The sequence below is a fragment of the Isoptericola sediminis genome (genome assembly GCF_013085345.1).
GTDB classification, from domain to species: domain Bacteria; phylum Actinomycetota; class Actinomycetes; order Actinomycetales; family Cellulomonadaceae; genus Isoptericola; species Isoptericola sediminis.
Map to the genome: position 1 here is coordinate 38,707 of NZ_JABFAJ010000027.1, position 13,498 is coordinate 52,204.

General features: G+C 74.2%; 14 protein-coding genes and 1 riboswitch. Of the genes, 8 read left to right on the forward strand and 6 right to left on the reverse strand.

Features of this window, described 5'->3' with window-relative positions; genetic code table 11:
- Window positions 1–64: 64 nt before the first annotated feature.
- Genes HLI28_RS15050 through HLI28_RS15080 form a run of 7 tightly spaced genes read left to right on the forward strand, consistent with a single transcriptional unit; the run spans window position 65 to window position 6,728 of the window.
- Entirely contained in the window at window positions 65–895 is an 831-nt protein-coding gene (locus tag HLI28_RS15050; protein ID WP_171248391.1) for an STAS domain-containing protein, read from the forward strand.
- Window positions 892–1,293 (forward strand): STAS domain-containing protein, encoded by a 402-nt coding sequence (locus HLI28_RS15055; protein ID WP_171248392.1) that lies wholly within the window; start codon window positions 892–894, stop codon window positions 1,291–1,293. Before HLI28_RS15050 ends, HLI28_RS15055 begins: the two co-directional genes overlap by 4 nt.
- Window positions 1,290–1,706, forward strand: coding sequence for an ATP-binding protein (locus HLI28_RS15060; RefSeq protein WP_171248393.1), 417 nt, complete (start codon window positions 1,290–1,292; stop codon window positions 1,704–1,706). Before HLI28_RS15055 ends, HLI28_RS15060 begins: the two co-directional genes overlap by 4 nt.
- Window positions 1,703–2,761, forward strand: coding sequence for a SpoIIE family protein phosphatase (locus HLI28_RS15065; protein ID WP_171248394.1), 1,059 nt, complete (start codon window positions 1,703–1,705; stop codon window positions 2,759–2,761). The genes HLI28_RS15060 and HLI28_RS15065 overlap by 4 nt, the downstream gene beginning before the upstream one ends.
- Before the next feature lie 8 nt (window positions 2,762–2,769).
- The gene (locus tag HLI28_RS15070) at window positions 2,770–4,005 is read left to right on the forward strand and encodes an ATP-binding protein (RefSeq protein ID WP_171248395.1); all 1,236 of its coding nucleotides are present in this window, start codon (window positions 2,770–2,772) and stop codon (window positions 4,003–4,005) included.
- A complete protein-coding gene (locus tag HLI28_RS16010; RefSeq protein ID WP_171248396.1) occupies window positions 4,002–5,606 on the forward strand; it encodes a SpoIIE family protein phosphatase in 1,605 nt (534 codons plus the stop codon). Before HLI28_RS15070 ends, HLI28_RS16010 begins: the two co-directional genes overlap by 4 nt.
- 9 nt (window positions 5,607–5,615) lie before the next feature.
- On the forward strand, window positions 5,616–6,728 hold the full coding sequence (locus tag HLI28_RS15080; RefSeq protein ID WP_171248397.1) for a PrsW family intramembrane metalloprotease: 1,113 nt from the start codon (window positions 5,616–5,618) through the stop codon (window positions 6,726–6,728).
- Window positions 6,729–6,774: 46 nt separating this feature from the next.
- Here HLI28_RS15080 and HLI28_RS15085 read toward each other — a convergent pair whose 3' ends face one another.
- Genes HLI28_RS15085 through HLI28_RS15095 form a run of 3 tightly spaced genes read right to left on the reverse strand, consistent with a single transcriptional unit; the run spans window position 6,775 to window position 10,357 of the window.
- Complete coding sequence (locus tag HLI28_RS15085) at window positions 6,775–7,521, reverse strand: ATP-binding cassette domain-containing protein (RefSeq protein WP_171248398.1); 747 nt, start codon at window positions 7,519–7,521, stop codon at window positions 6,775–6,777.
- Window positions 7,521–9,257, reverse strand: coding sequence for an ABC transporter permease (locus HLI28_RS15090; protein ID WP_425483400.1), 1,737 nt, complete (start codon window positions 9,255–9,257; stop codon window positions 7,521–7,523). The genes HLI28_RS15085 and HLI28_RS15090 overlap by 1 nt, the downstream gene beginning before the upstream one ends.
- Window positions 9,254–10,357 (reverse strand): thiamine ABC transporter substrate-binding protein, encoded by a 1,104-nt coding sequence (locus HLI28_RS15095; protein ID WP_171248399.1) that lies wholly within the window; start codon window positions 10,355–10,357, stop codon window positions 9,254–9,256. The genes HLI28_RS15090 and HLI28_RS15095 overlap by 4 nt, the downstream gene beginning before the upstream one ends.
- A gap of 57 nt (window positions 10,358–10,414) precedes the next feature.
- Window positions 10,415–10,518: riboswitch (TPP riboswitch) on the reverse strand.
- A 106-nt stretch (window positions 10,519–10,624) separates the two neighbouring features.
- On the opposite strand from HLI28_RS15095, the gene HLI28_RS15100 reads away from it, so the two are divergent.
- Window positions 10,625–10,909 (forward strand): DUF4235 domain-containing protein, encoded by a 285-nt coding sequence (locus tag HLI28_RS15100; protein WP_304604618.1) that lies wholly within the window; start codon window positions 10,625–10,627, stop codon window positions 10,907–10,909.
- An 89-nt stretch (window positions 10,910–10,998) separates the two neighbouring features.
- On the opposite strand, the gene HLI28_RS15105 is transcribed toward HLI28_RS15100, so the two are convergent.
- From HLI28_RS15105 to HLI28_RS15115, 3 genes are all read right to left on the reverse strand, one after another.
- A complete protein-coding gene (locus HLI28_RS15105; RefSeq protein ID WP_171248400.1) occupies window positions 10,999–11,727 on the reverse strand; it encodes a PAS domain-containing protein in 729 nt (242 codons plus the stop codon).
- A 106-nt stretch (window positions 11,728–11,833) separates the two neighbouring features.
- Entirely contained in the window at window positions 11,834–12,745 is a 912-nt protein-coding gene (locus HLI28_RS15110) for a sulfite exporter TauE/SafE family protein (protein WP_171248410.1), read from the reverse strand.
- 129 nt (window positions 12,746–12,874) lie between these two features.
- A complete protein-coding gene (locus HLI28_RS15115; protein WP_171248401.1) occupies window positions 12,875–13,333 on the reverse strand; it encodes an RrF2 family transcriptional regulator in 459 nt (152 codons plus the stop codon).
- Between the last annotated feature and the right edge of the window lie 165 nt (window positions 13,334–13,498).

Genomic DNA, 13,498 nt, shown 5'->3' on the forward strand with positions numbered 1-13,498 from the left:
CGGGGGCGTTCTGCTCCTACACTGTCTCCGCGATCCACCCTCGCGCCGCCCGAAAGGAGCCCACGTGCCGACTGCCCGGAGTGCCCAGCTCTCCACGATCCTCACGGACCACGCCGAGGCCGTCCGCGCCGCGTGGCTCGACGCGTCGAGCGTCGAGCTGCGGGGCCGCAGCACCCGCGGCGAGCTCGAGCGCGAGCAGTCGGACATCTACGACGCGCTCGTGGAGGGGCTGCGCGACGGCGGCTCCGAGCTGGGCGACGCGGCGTTCGACCAGCTGCGGGGCATCCTGGCCGACGTGTCCGGTGCTCGCGCCCGCCTGGGGTTCACCCCCCGGGAGACGGCGATGGCGGTGTTCGCGCTCAAGGAGGGCCTGTACAGCCTGGTCGACGACGACGTCCGCGCGCACCTGACGCCGCTGATGCGGCTGGTGGACGACCTCGGCCTGTACACGTTCGAGAACTACGCGGACGCCCGCGAGGCGATCATCACCGAGCAGGCGGAGCAGCTCATGGAGCTGTCCACCCCGGTGGTGAAGCTGTGGGAGGGCATCGTCGCGGTGCCGCTGGTGGGCACCCTCGACTCGGCCCGCACTCAGGTCGTCATGGAGAAGCTCCTCAACACCCTCGTCGAGACGGGCAGCGAGCACGCGATCATCGACATCACGGGTGTGCCGGCGGTCGACACCCAGGTCGCCCAGCACCTGCTCAAGACGGTCGTGGCGGCGCGCCTCATGGGCGCCCAGTGCACGATCAGCGGCATCCGGCCGCAGATCGCCCAGACGATCGTGGCCCTCGGTATCGAGTTCGGCGACATCCGCACCCGCGCGTCCCTGGCCGACGCCCTGGTGGACGCGCTGCGCGAGAAGAAGCGACCGACCAGCGAGGTGCGCGGGTGAACGAGGTCCCGATCCTCAAGATCGGGTCGACGCTGCTGGTGTCGATCCAGGTCGAGCTGCAGGACGACACCGTGCTCCAGCTCCAGGAGGACCTCGCCGCCCGGATCACCCGGACCGGTGCGCGCGGCGTCATCATCGACATCTCCGGCCTGGAGATCGTCGACAGCTTCATCGGCCGCATGCTGGCCTCCGTCGCCGCCGTCTCGCGGGTGCTGGACGCCCGCACCGTCGTCGTCGGGATGCGTCCCGCCGTCGCGATCACCATGGTCGAGCTCGGGCTGGGGCTGCACGGGGTGCAGACCGCGCTCGACGTCGACCGCGGTCTGGCCCTGCTCAGCCCCGACAGCGGGGCGGCCGAAGACGTCCTCCTCGCGGCCGTCGAACGCGACGCCGGATGACCACGACCTCTCCCACCACCGGCACACGACAACCGGTTCGCGACGACTCGGACGTGGTCCGGGTCCGCCAGGCCGTGCGACGGCTCGCCCAGCAGGCGCGGCTGTCCCTGGTCGACCAGACGAAGCTCGTGACCGCGGCGAGCGAGCTCGCGCGCAACACCCTGGTGCACGGGGGCGGCGGCGAGGCCGAGGTCGAGCTGGTCACGAGCGGGCTGCGCACCGGTGTCCGTGCCGTCTTCTCGGACCAGGGCCCCGGCATCGCCGACCTCGACCTCGCGCTCACCGACGGCTGGACCAGCGGCGGCGGGCTCGGGCTGGGGCTGTCGGGGTCGCGTCGTCTGGTCGAGCACTTCGCGATCGACACGACGCCCGGGGTCGGGACCCGCGTCGAGATCGCGGCCTGGGCGCGATGACCGGCGTCGTCGATCCTGACGAGCCACGCAGTGTGCTCGAGAGCGGCGCCTGGTACACGGTCGACCACCCGTCGGCCGTCGGCCGGGTGCGCCGCGCGGCGGTGACGACCGCGATCCGGCTCGGCCACGACGAGAGCCGTGCGGCCGAGGTCGGGCTCGTCGTGTCCGAGCTGGCCACGAACCAGACCCGCCACGCGGGCTCCGGCCGCATGCTGCTCGCGGTCGACCGGACGGACGGGTGCGCCCGCCTGACGGTGCTCGCCGTCGACTCGGGGCCCGGGATGCGCGACGTCGCGGCGGCGATGCGGGACGGTGTCTCCTCGCGGGGCACCCTCGGCATCGGTCTGGGCACGCTGCCCCGGCTGGCGGGCTCGTGGGACGCGTGGTCGGCCCCCGGTGCCGGGACCGTCGTGTCCGCCGCGTTCGACGCGCGCCGTCCCGTCGCCGGCGACGAGCGTCCGGCGTCCACCGCCGGCGCCCCGAGCGGCATCACCCGCGCCATGACGGGTCAGCAGGTCTGCGGTGACGCGTTCGCCGTCCGCCTGGACGACGGCGCGTCGAGCGTGCTGGTCGCCGACGGGCTGGGTCACGGCCCGCTCGCGGCGGCGGCCTCGCAGGCCGCCGTCCGGGCCTTCCGCGCGGCTCCCGCGGCCGGCCCCGCGATCCTCCTCGAGCGGGTGCACCGTGCCCTGGCGGGCACGCGCGGCGCCGCCGTGGCGGTCGTGCAGCAGATCGGCTCCACCCTGCGCCACGCCGGCATCGGCAACATCGCCGGGGCGATCCACGGCACCCGCACCCGCAGCCTGCTGAGCCCCCCGGGCATCGGCGGGTCGCGCTCCCCCGCGATCACGGAGACGACGCACGCCGTCAGCGAGGGCGACGTCGTCACCCTGTACTCCGACGGGCTGACCGACCGGGTCAACCTCGTGGACTACCCCGGTCTGCTGCTGCGCTCCGCGACCGTCGTCGCCGGCGTGATCATGCGCGACTTCGCCGTCCGGCGTGACGACGCCTGCGTGGTGGTCCTGCCCGTCCGAGGGGCCGCACGGCCATGAGCGGGGCGGTGGAGGCCGCAGCTCTGCAGCGTCGGCTGGCCCGGCTCGAGCAGGCTCACGAGGCACTGACGGCCCAGTACGAACAGCTCTCGGCCGAGCTGGAGGAGACGAACTCCGGCGTGGTCGCGCTCTACGCCGAGCTGGACGAGCGCGGCCGCCAGCTCGCCGCGGCGAACGAGGCCAAGTCGCGGTTCCTGCGCAACGTGAGCCACGAGCTGAGGAGCCCGGTCAACTCGATCATCGGCCTGGCGGGACTGCTCGCCGAGTCGCCGCTGGACGACGACCAGGCCCAGCAGGTCCGGTTCGTGCGCGACAGCGCCGACACGCTGCTGACCCTGGTGGACGAGCTCCTGGAGCTGGCGCGCGCCGAGGCGGGGCACCAGGACGTCCACCCCGCCCCGTTCGACATGGCCGAGCTCCTCGCCGAGCTGGAGGGCACCACGCGCCCGCTGGTCCGGGACGGCGTCGAGCTCGTCGTCGACCCGCCCGGCGTGCCCGTGCTGTGCAGCGACCGGCGTCTCGTGGCGCGCATGCTCCGCAACCTGCTGACCAACGCGGTGAAGTTCACCGAGCGCGGGTCGGTGCACCTGGTCGTCACGCCCACGGCCGACGGCGCGCGGTGCGAGGTCCGGGACACGGGGCTGGGCGTGCCCGCCGACCAGCTCGACGCGATCTTCGAGGAGTTCGTCCAGGTGCCCCACCACCTGCAGCCGGGCGCGCGGGGGACGGGTCTGGGGCTGCCGTACGCGCGGCGCACCGCCGAGGCGCTCGGCGGCAGCCTCACGGCGACCTCGACCCTCGGCGAGGGGAGCGTCTTCACGCTCACCCTGCCCTCGCTGGAGGACGCCGCCGGGACGAACGCCTCCGCCGGTGCCCGCAGCGGTCGCGTCGGCCACGTCCTCGTCGTGGACGACGACCACGCCTTCGGCTCCTCGGTCGCCGGTCTGCTCCGCGACGAGGCGACCCGGGTCAGCGTCGCCCACGACGCCGGCACGGCCCTGGCGATGCTGCAGGACGACGTCGACGCCGTCGTCCTCGACGTGCGCATGCCGGACACGACCGGCACGGCGCTGCTGGCTCGGATGCTGGACGAACGGCCGGGCCTGGCAGCCGTCCTGATGTCGAGCGGACCGAGCCCCGCCCCCGGCCCGTGGACGCGCACGGCGCGGTTCCTGCCGAAGGACCGGATCGACCGTGCCGCACTCGTCGCGGCACTCGGCACCGAAGGGACAGCACGACCGTGACCGAGGAGAACGGACGGCGACGGGTGCTCGTCGTCGACGACACCCATGCCCACCGCTACCTCATGGCCACCTGGCTGCGCGCCGCCGGCTACGCGGTGCAGGAGGCCGCTACCGGGAGCGAGGCGCTGCAGCGCGCCTCGGCCGAGTTCGACACGGTGGTCCTCGACGTCAACCTGCCGGACGTCTCGGGGGCGGAGGTGTGCCGGGAGCTGAAGAACAGGCCGGAGACGTCCCCCGTGCCCGTCCTGCACGTGTCGGCCACGTCGATCGACGCGGCGGCCCGCACGGCCGGGTTGCAGCACGGCGCCGACGCCTACCTGCCCGAACCCCTCGACCGTGACGAGTTCCTCGCCACCGTGGGCGCGCTGTGCCGCAGCTACGACGAGAAGCGAGGTGCGCACCGGACCGCGCAGCGGCTCGACGACCTCGGCACGGCACTGGTCCCCCTGCACTCGGCGCGCTCCGCCGAGGAGGCGGTCGACCTCGCGGCTCGGGGCGCGTCGAGCGTGCTCGGACGCCCCGCGATCGCCATGGTGGTCGTCGACGCCGACCACGTGCTGCGCACCGTGTGCCCGGCGCCCGGGGCGCCGTTGGTCCGCGGTTCCGGCGACTCGCCCATCCAGCCGCCGGGAGGGGTCAGCTCGGCGCTGATGCCGAGGGACCGCGTCCCGGCGCCGTGGAAGGACCTCCTCACGCAGGCCGGGGTGGGGCCGTCCTCGTGGTGGACCACGTGGATGCGGGACGCCCGCGGGCGGCTCGTCGGCGGCCTCGGCGTCCAGGTGGCCGACTCCCAGGCGGGCCCGACGGAGGAGGACCGGGAGACCGTGCGACGGTTCACGCAGGGGACCGCGGTGGCGCTGGCCAACCTGCGCCTGCTCGCCGAGGAGCACCGGATCACCCGCGCCCTGCAGGACGCGCTGCTCCCGTCCGACCTCACGGTCCGCCCCGGGTTCGACGTCTCCGCCTGCTACGAGGCCTCGGACGACCTGCTGGACGTCGGGGGCGACTTCTACGACGCCTTCGACCTCCCCGACGGCCGGGTCGCCGTGGTCATCGGCGACGTCCAGGGCCACTCCCTGCACGCCGCCACGGTGATGGGCGAGCTCCGCCTGACGCTGCGCGCCTACCTGCGCGAGGGGCACGGGGCGGAGCGCGCGCTGGAGCTGCTCAACGAGGTGCTGCGCACCGACCACGCGGAGACCGCGACGGTGTGCGTCTGCCTCGCGGACCCGGTCACCGGCGAGGTCGAGCTGACGGATGCCGGGCACCTGCCGGCGATGCTCGTCCGCTCCGACGGCACGGCACGGCCGGTGAAGTCCACCTCCCGGCTGCTGGGGCTGCCGAGCCCCGACAGCCGCCCGCCGTACCGCACGACGCTGGCGGTCGGTGACCTGCTGGTCCTGGCCACGGACGGACTCGTCGAGCGTCGGGAGGGCTCCCTGCGCGACGGCCTGGCCCGGCTGCAGGCCGCGGCGGCGCAGATCCCCGGGACGGATCCTTCGGACGCGTGCCAGCACCTGCTCGACGCCTTCGACGACGGCGCGCGCGAGGACGACGTGGCCGTGGTGATCGTGCGCCGCACGAGCGGGGCCGCTCAGTAGGGTCAGGGCATGCCACCCCTGGAGCCGCGGGCGATCCTGGCCGGCAGGCCCACCGCCCGGCCGTCGGTGGGGGTCGTCGTCACGGTGGCCACGTCCTCCCTGTGCCTGGCGGTGGCTCTCGCCCTGCTGCTGCGGGACGGCGCGGACGGCGTGGTCACGGCGGTCGTCCTGGCGCTCGTCCCCCTGCCGCTGCTGCTCGCCGGGGTCCTCGCCCTCGACCGTCTCGAGCCCGAACCCCCCGACGTCCTCGTCGCCGCGTTCGGCTGGGGTGCGGGCGTCGCCGTCCTGCTCGCCACGCTCCTCAACACCGCCGGGCTGGACCTCGTGTGGCGGCCGATGCTGGGCGCCGAGCTCGGCCGGTACGCGACGGCATCCCTCACCGCTCCGGTCGTCGAGGAGCTGGCGAAGGGCGCGGTGCTCGTGGGGCTGCTCTGGTTCAGGCGCCACGAGCTCAACGGCGCCACCGACGGCATCATCTACGGCTCCACGGTGGCCCTGGGCTTCGCCACCGTGGAGAACATCAGCTACTACGCCGCCGCTCCGGCCGGGACGCTGGCGGGGACGTTCGTGGTGCGCGGGATCGTCTCGCCGCTGCTGCACCCCCTGTGCACGTCCCTGATCGGCGTGGGCGTGGCCGCCGCGGCGCTGCGCCCGCCCGGACGGCGTGCGCTGCCCGTCGTGTCCGGCGTGGCCGGGGCGACCGCGCTGCACGCCCTGTGGAACGCCTCGACGGTGGCGGGTGCTCTCGGTCTCGGGCTCGCGTACCTGCTGGGCGCCGGCGTGCTGGTGGCGCTCGGCGTCGTGCTGCACCGGGACCGCCGTCGGATCGTCGGCCTGGTGCGCCGGCACCTGCCCCGCTACCAGGAGCTCGGCGTGATCGGCACGGGCGACCTGCGGATGCTGTCGTCGCTGCGGGCACGGCAGCGGGCCCGCGAGCAGGTCCGCGGTGCCCTCGGCCGGGGCGCGGCGCGGGCCCTGGCGGATTACCAGCAGGCCGCCACCGAGCTGGCGATGCTGCACCGCCGGTACGACCTGGGCCTGGTGGACGACGACGCGTTCGTCGCCCGCCGCGACCCGCTGCTGCTGCTCATGGGGCACGCGCGGGTCGTCTTCGCGCGCTGACGGAGGGCTGCGGCCCACGGTCCAAGGCGGGCCCCATCGGCGACGGTCAGGGGAGCTCGAGCCCGAGGAACTCCGCGACCCGCGCCGAGGCGGGTGCGGCGCGGAGCCGCTCCGGGGTGTCGACCTGCAGCAGCCGCCCGGCGTCCATCACGGCGACCCGGTCGGCCACCGTGAAGGCCTCGGCGTGGTCGTGGGTGACGAACACCGCCGTCGTGCGGGTCGCCCGCAGCGTGTCGCGCACGTCGATCGCGAGCTTCTCGCGCAGCTGCCGGTCCAGGGCGGACAGCGGCTCGTCGAGCAGCAGCAGCCTCGGCCGCGGGGCCAGGGCCCGGGCCAGCGCGACCCGCTGCTTCTCCCCGCCGGACAGCGTCGACACGGCCCGCCGCGCGTACCCGGCCAGCCCGACGTCCGCGAGCAGCTCGGCCACCCGGTCGCGCCGCTGCGCCGCGGGGACCCCCTGCATCTCCAGCCCGTAGGCGACGTTCCGGCCCACGTCCCGGTGCGGGAACAGCTGACCGTCCTGGAACAGCAGGCCGAACCCGCGCCGGTGCACCGGCACCCGGGCCAGGTCCTGCCCCGCGAACGACACCGACCCCGCCACCAGCGGCTCCAGCCCCGCGACCGCGCGCAGCAGCGACGACTTGCCGCAGCCGCTCGGCCCGAGCAGCGCCAGGACCTCGCCCGTCGCGACGTCGAGCGACACGTGGTCGACCGCCGTCGTGCCCGCCTCGCGCCGCGTGCCCTCGTAGCGCACGACGACGTCACGGACGCTCAGGCCCTCGGCCCCGGACATCAGAACTCCCCTCCGCCCGCGTCACCGCGCAGGCGTTCCGCCACCATCATGACCGTCGCGGTGAGGACCGCCAGCACCACGGACGCCGCGAGCGCCATCCCGTAGTTCTCCGCCCCGGGCCGGCCGATGAGCCGGAAGATGACGACCGGCAGCGTCGCCGCGTCGGGGCGGGCGAGGAACGACGTCGCGCCGAACTCGCCCAGCGACACCGCGAACGCGAACCCGACGGCCAGCCCGAGGGACCGGGCGGTCAGGGGGCCGTCGACGGTCCGCAGCACCCGGCCCGGGGCGGCGCCCAGGGTGGCGGCGACCTCGCGCAGCCGGGGGTCGATCGCCCGCACCACGGGCAGCACGGTGCGGACCACGAGCGGGATCGCGACGACCGCCTGCGCGATCGGCACGAGCAGGCCCGAGGTCCGCAGGTCGACGTCGAGCCCGAGCGGCCGGTCCAGGGTGATGAGGAACCCGAACCCGACGGTCACCGCGGAGACCCCGAGGGGCAGCATGAACGCGGCGTCGAGCGCCCCGACGGCCCGGCGCAGCCCGGCCGACCGGGGACGGCGCGAGACGACCAGGGCCACGAGCCCGCCGACGACGACGGCGATGAGGGCGGCCAGCACGGCCGTGCGCAGCGAGTTCGCCGTCGCCTCCCACACGGTGACGGACAGCGCGTTGCGGCCCCCGGTCGTGCCGAGGGCGACGTAGTTGTCGAACCCCCAGGTGCCGTCGGGCGTCCGCAGCGAGCGGGCGACCAGACCCGCGAGCGGCACGACGACCAGCAGGCCGACGACGGCGACGGTCGCGGCGGCCGGGACGGCGTCGGCGGCCCGTCGCCAGGAGAAGCGGTGCGCCGCGGACCGGTCGCTGGTCAGGTGCAGGGCCCGTTCGCGCCGGGCGCGCAGCCGGGCACTGACGAGCAGCGCCCCGGTGACGACCACGAGCTGCAGGATGCTGAGCACGGCGGCCGCGCGCAGGTCGAGGAACTGGGTGGTACGGATCCAGATCTCGGTCTCGATCGTGCCGTACCGCATGCCCCCGAGCACCAGGACGACGCCGAACGCGGTCGCGCAGAACAGGAACACCACGGCGGCCGCGGACGCGATCGCGGGCCCCAGCGCGGGCAGGGTGACCGTGCGGAAGGCGCGCCACGGGCTCGCGCCGAGGGAGCGGGCCGCCTGCTCGGCCCGCGGGTCGAGCCGCTCCCACAGCCCGCCGACAGTGCGCACGACGACGGCGTAGTTGAAGAACACCAGGGCCACGACGACCCCGGCGAAGGACTCCTCGATGCCGAGCCACCCGAAGGTGCCGCCGGGGGCGAACAGCGCCCGGAAGGCCACGCCGACCACGACGGTCGGCAGCACGAACGGCACGGTCACCAGGCCGCGTGCCAGCGCCCGGCCCGGGAACCGGCACCGGTACAGCACGTAGGCGCCGGGCAGCCCGAGCAGGACGGCCAGGACCGTGCCGACGGACGCCTGGGCGAGGGTCTGCCCGACGACGCGCCACGTGCGGGGCTGGGACAGGACCTCCGCGAACCCGGACAGGTCGAGCGCCCGGGTGCCGCCGTCGTCGGTGAAGAACCCCTGGACGACGAGCGCCGCCACGGGCCACGCGAAGAACACCCCGAGGAACAGCAGGGGCAGGCCGGCGGCGAGGACCCACCACAGCCAGGTCCCCGGGGCGGGCCGACGGCGGGGCGGCCGCAGGGACGCCCCGCCGCTGGTGGAGGGCGTCACCCGATGACCGTGGCCGTCCACTGCTCGATCCACTCGTCACGGTGCGCGGCGATCTCGTCCGGCGCGACGTCGAACGGTTCCTCGGCGAGGGGGGCGAACTCCTCCCACTCGGCCGGCAGCTCGACGGTGTCGTCGGCCGGGTACATGTACATGTTCGCGGGGATGTCGGCCTGCACCTCGGCGGAGGCGAGGAAGTCCACCAGGGCCCGGGCACCGTCGGGGTTGTCGGTGCCGGCGAGGACGCCGGCGTACTCGACCTGGCGGAAGCAGGTGTCCAGCAGCGCCTCGGTGGTGCTCTCGCTGCCGTCCTCGGTCACGGTGAAGGCCGGGGAGGTGGCGTAGGAGAGCACGATCGGCCGCTCACCGCCCTCGCCGGCCCCGGAGAAGTCGACGTAGTAGGCGTCCGACCAGCCGTCGGTGACCTTGAGACCGTTGTCCGAGAGGTCGGCCCAGTACTGCTGCCAGCCGTCCTCCCCGAAGGCGTCGACGGTGGCGAGCAGGAACGCGAAGCCGGGCGACGAGGTCGCCGGGTTGGTCACGACCGTCAGGTCCTCGTACGCCGGGTCGGTCAGGTCCTCGAGGGTGCTCGGCGGCTCGACGCCCTCGGCCTCGAACCAGGTGGTGTCCACGTTGAGGCAGACGTCGCCCTTGTCGATCGGGGTGAGCCCCTCGAGCGCCGGGTCGACGAGCCCGGTCGCGGACGGGTCGAGGTCGGCCGGCGTGTACGGCTCGAAGACGTCGGCCTCGACGGCACGCGAGGCGAAGGTGTTGTCCACGCCGTAGACGACGTCGCCGAGCGGGCTGTCGGCGGTGAGCACGAGCTGGTTGACCAGGGTGCCGGCGTCGCCGGCGGCGACCTGCTCGACGGTGAGCCCGGTCTCCTCCTCGAACGACTCCAGGACCCCCTCGCTCAGGGCGAAGGAGTCGTGCGTGACGAGCGTGACGGTACCGGACAGCTCCGGCGTGGCGCTCGCGTCGGCGGAGCCCGCGGAGCTGCTGGGCGCTGCTCCGGGGGATTCCTCGCCGCCGCAGGCGGCCAGCGCGGGCAGCAGCGCGACGACGGCGGTGGTCGCGACGGTGCGACGGAGACGATGACTCATGTGTCCTCCTCAGACGTTCGAGAAGGGGGTCCGCCGCTCGGAGGGTCCGAGGCGACGGGATCGAGAAGCCCGACTTCCTCCACCGGTGCTAACCGGATCAGGTTCGAGGGTCTGCGGTGGTCCGCACTCTCAGCGCCGACGGCGCTCCCCTGTCGTTCCCCCCGAGCCTACACACCTCGAGCACGCTACGGTGGTGGCGTCCGTGGCGCGGACCTCCCGACGGAGTCCGTCCGTGACCGCCCGGCGCACCGAACGACTGGAGGACCCGTGGAGCTGTCCAAGAGCACCGAGCCGACGCTGGCCGTGAAGGTCGGGACGATCGCGGCGACCCTCGCCGCCGGCTGGGTGGCCCAGAAGATCATCAAGACGATCTGGGAGAAGGCCACGGGCAAGGAGGCCCCGATCGACCTGGACGCGGACGACATCCCGATCGTCCAGGCGATCACGTTCGCCGCCGTCACGGGTGGTGCCGCGGTGATGGCGCGCCGGCTCGCGAAGCAGGGAGTCGTCAAGGCGGTCGACCGCCGCGCCAAGAAGATCTCGACGGTCTGAGTCCCGGACCCGCGGGGCGGCTCGGTCGCCCCGCGAGCGGTCGGACGGTGACCGGCGCGCCTCGCGAGAGGTCGGACCGGTACCGGTGCTCAGCGCCGGGTGCTCTGACGTCGACGGGCCAGCTGGGCCTCGTGCCCGTGCGGGCGGTCCACGCTGTGGACCGCGTCGAGCGCGGCCTGCAACCGGTCGTCAGGCTCTCCCCGGGACGTGCGGAGCTCGCTGACGACCTGTGACGCCGCTGACTGCATCGGGATCCCGGCTCGTGCGGCGACCTCGCCGAGCAGGTCCGTGGCGTCGGCCTCGTCCAGGCCCCGCACGATCATCAGGGCACCCTTGACCTGTTCGACGGCGGCGGCGGAGACCATCGCCCGCCCGACGGCACGGTGGGACTCGCGGTCCAGCACCTCGCGAGCGACCGGGCTGACGTCCAGCACGTACCCGCCCACCCGGGCGATGGCCCCGTCCTCGTCCAGCTGCCCCCGACCCGTGACGACGACCGTACGTGCCTTGCCGTGCGGGTCGATGATGCGGTGGGCGCTGCTGAACGGCCGCCCGGCCCGCAGGGACACGATCGCCGTCCGCGACACGCGCGCCCGGTCGTCCGGGTGGGTCCGCGCCCGGATGATGTCCACGGTGGGTGTGAGATCGCCGGGCTCCGACCCGTACATCCGGTAGACCTCGTCGGACCACCAGACGGCACCGGAGGGCGCGTCGATCCGGTACTGACCCACGACGAGCTGGGTCCCGGTGGAGAGTGCGTCGGTCACCGATGAGAGCGCGGAACTCTTCATGATCCGCGACGACGACGGCGAACTCATGTGTTCTCCTCCCGACGATCTCACCGGGCCGGGCCGGGCCGGTGTGGCCCACCGTACTCCGCGGAGTCACGAGCGCCACCTGGGCGGACGTCTTCACCCGCGGGTTTCACCCGCCGACGCTGTGCGCGTCCTGGGTCGTCGTCCGGGCCACGGTCGCCGACTGCTCGCGGCGGTGCGCCCGCACGGACCACGCGACCGCCACGGCCCAGAGCACGACGACGGCGGCGAGGACCACCGTCGTCCAGGCCGGCGCGAGGTCGACCGTCGCGAGCAGGGTCCGGCTGTTGGTGAGCACGATGACGCCACCGACCGCCGATCCGAGCACCCGGGGCGGCACGAGCCGGACCAACCAGGCCGCGACCGGCGCGGCGACGAGGCCGCCCAGCAGCAGGGCGGTGGCCCACATCGGGTCGATGCCCGCCGTCCCGAGGCCCACGAGGAAGCCCAGGCTGGCCGCCACGGCGACGAAGAACTCGCTGGTGTCGATCGAACCGATGACCTTGCGGGGCTCCAGGCGTCCGCTGGCGAGGATCGCCGGCGTCCCGACCGGCCCCCAGCCGCCGCCACCGGTGGCGTCGAGGAAGCCGCCGACCAGGCCGAGGGGCGCGAGGAACCGGCGACGCAGCGGCTGGCCGATCTTGTCGGTGCGCAGGCCGCGGAACGTGAACCGGGACAGCACGTACACGCCGAGCGCGAGCAGCAGCACCGACATGACCGGCTTGGCGAGATCGGTCGACAGCCACGAGAGGAAAGTGGCCCCGGCGAACGCGCCGATCGCCCCCGGCACGCCGATGCGCGCGACGACGCGCCAGTCCACGTTGCCGAACCGCCAGTGCGACGCCCCCGACGCGAGGGTGGTCCCGATCTCCGCGAGGTGCACCGTCGCCGACGCCGCGGCGGGGTTGGTCCCGATCGCCAGGAGCAGCGTCGTCGACGTGACGCCGTAGGCCATGCCCAGGCTGCCGTCGACGAGCTGAGCCCCCAGGCCCACGAGAGCGAGCAGCACCAGTGTCTGCATCACGAGTCCCTCCGTCCGTGCGTGGTCGGCGACCCCGCTGAAGTGACTATATCCGATCGGGCTAGTCGGGTTTAACGATACACAGCATCCTGGTCGGATCTGCGTCGACGGACCCGGACGGGTTCGCGGTCAGGGGTTCTGCCAGGCGGAGTCGCTGGAGGTCAACGACCGGATCTCGTCCGGGAGGGATCCCGCCGCCAGGTCGGACACGGTGACCTCCTCCAGGACACGCCGCACGCTGGCCCGCAGGGCCACCCAGACGTGCAGGAGGTCGGCGGCGGCCCCCTCGTAGTCCAGGTCGGCAGGACGCTCGTCGCGGACGAACACCAGCGGGCCGTCGACGGCCCGCACGACGTCCGCCACCGTCACCTGGTCGGCGGGTCGTGCCAGGACGTAGCCGCCCCGAGCCCCTCGGCGACTGGCCACGATGCCCTCGCGGCGCAGGTCACGCAGGATCGACTCGAGGAAGCGGTGCGGGATGTGCTGCGCCTCGGCCAGCGACTCGGCGGGCACGGGTGCACCGTCGTCGCCCGCGGCGAGCTCGGCCGTCGCGCGCACCGCGTAGTCGGCCTTCGCCGAGACCCTCACCCTGGTTCCTCCCGTTCAGCAGTCCGCCCCGCACGCTTCCCGCGCACCCTGCGCTCATCGTAGAGGTGGAGAGCGGGGTGGACGCCGTCCGCGCGGTCCGCTGCGGTCTCGGGGGTACGGGTGGGGAAAGGCAGCAGGCCCCCCACCTGTGGTGGGGGGCCTGCT

What these genes read in the sequence shown, in the direction of transcription:
- HLI28_RS15085 (WP_171248398.1), bottom strand. Translation starts at nt 7,521, where the DNA reads ATGTCCGGGGCCGAGGGCCTGAGCGTCCGTGACGTCGTCGTGCGCTAC.
- HLI28_RS15065 (WP_171248394.1), top strand. Translation starts at nt 1,703, where the DNA reads ATGACCGGCGTCGTCGATCCTGACGAGCCACGCAGTGTGCTCGAGAGC.
- HLI28_RS15095 (WP_171248399.1), bottom strand. Translation starts at nt 10,357, where the DNA reads ATGAGTCATCGTCTCCGTCGCACCGTCGCGACCACCGCCGTCGTCGCG.
- HLI28_RS15060 (WP_171248393.1), top strand. Translation starts at nt 1,290, where the DNA reads ATGACCACGACCTCTCCCACCACCGGCACACGACAACCGGTTCGCGAC.
- HLI28_RS15080 (WP_171248397.1), top strand. Translation starts at nt 5,616, where the DNA reads ATGCCACCCCTGGAGCCGCGGGCGATCCTGGCCGGCAGGCCCACCGCC.
- HLI28_RS15110 (WP_171248410.1), bottom strand. Translation starts at nt 12,745, where the DNA reads ATGCAGACACTGGTGCTGCTCGCTCTCGTGGGCCTGGGGGCTCAGCTC.
- HLI28_RS15105 (WP_171248400.1), bottom strand. Translation starts at nt 11,727, where the DNA reads ATGAGTTCGCCGTCGTCGTCGCGGATCATGAAGAGTTCCGCGCTCTCA.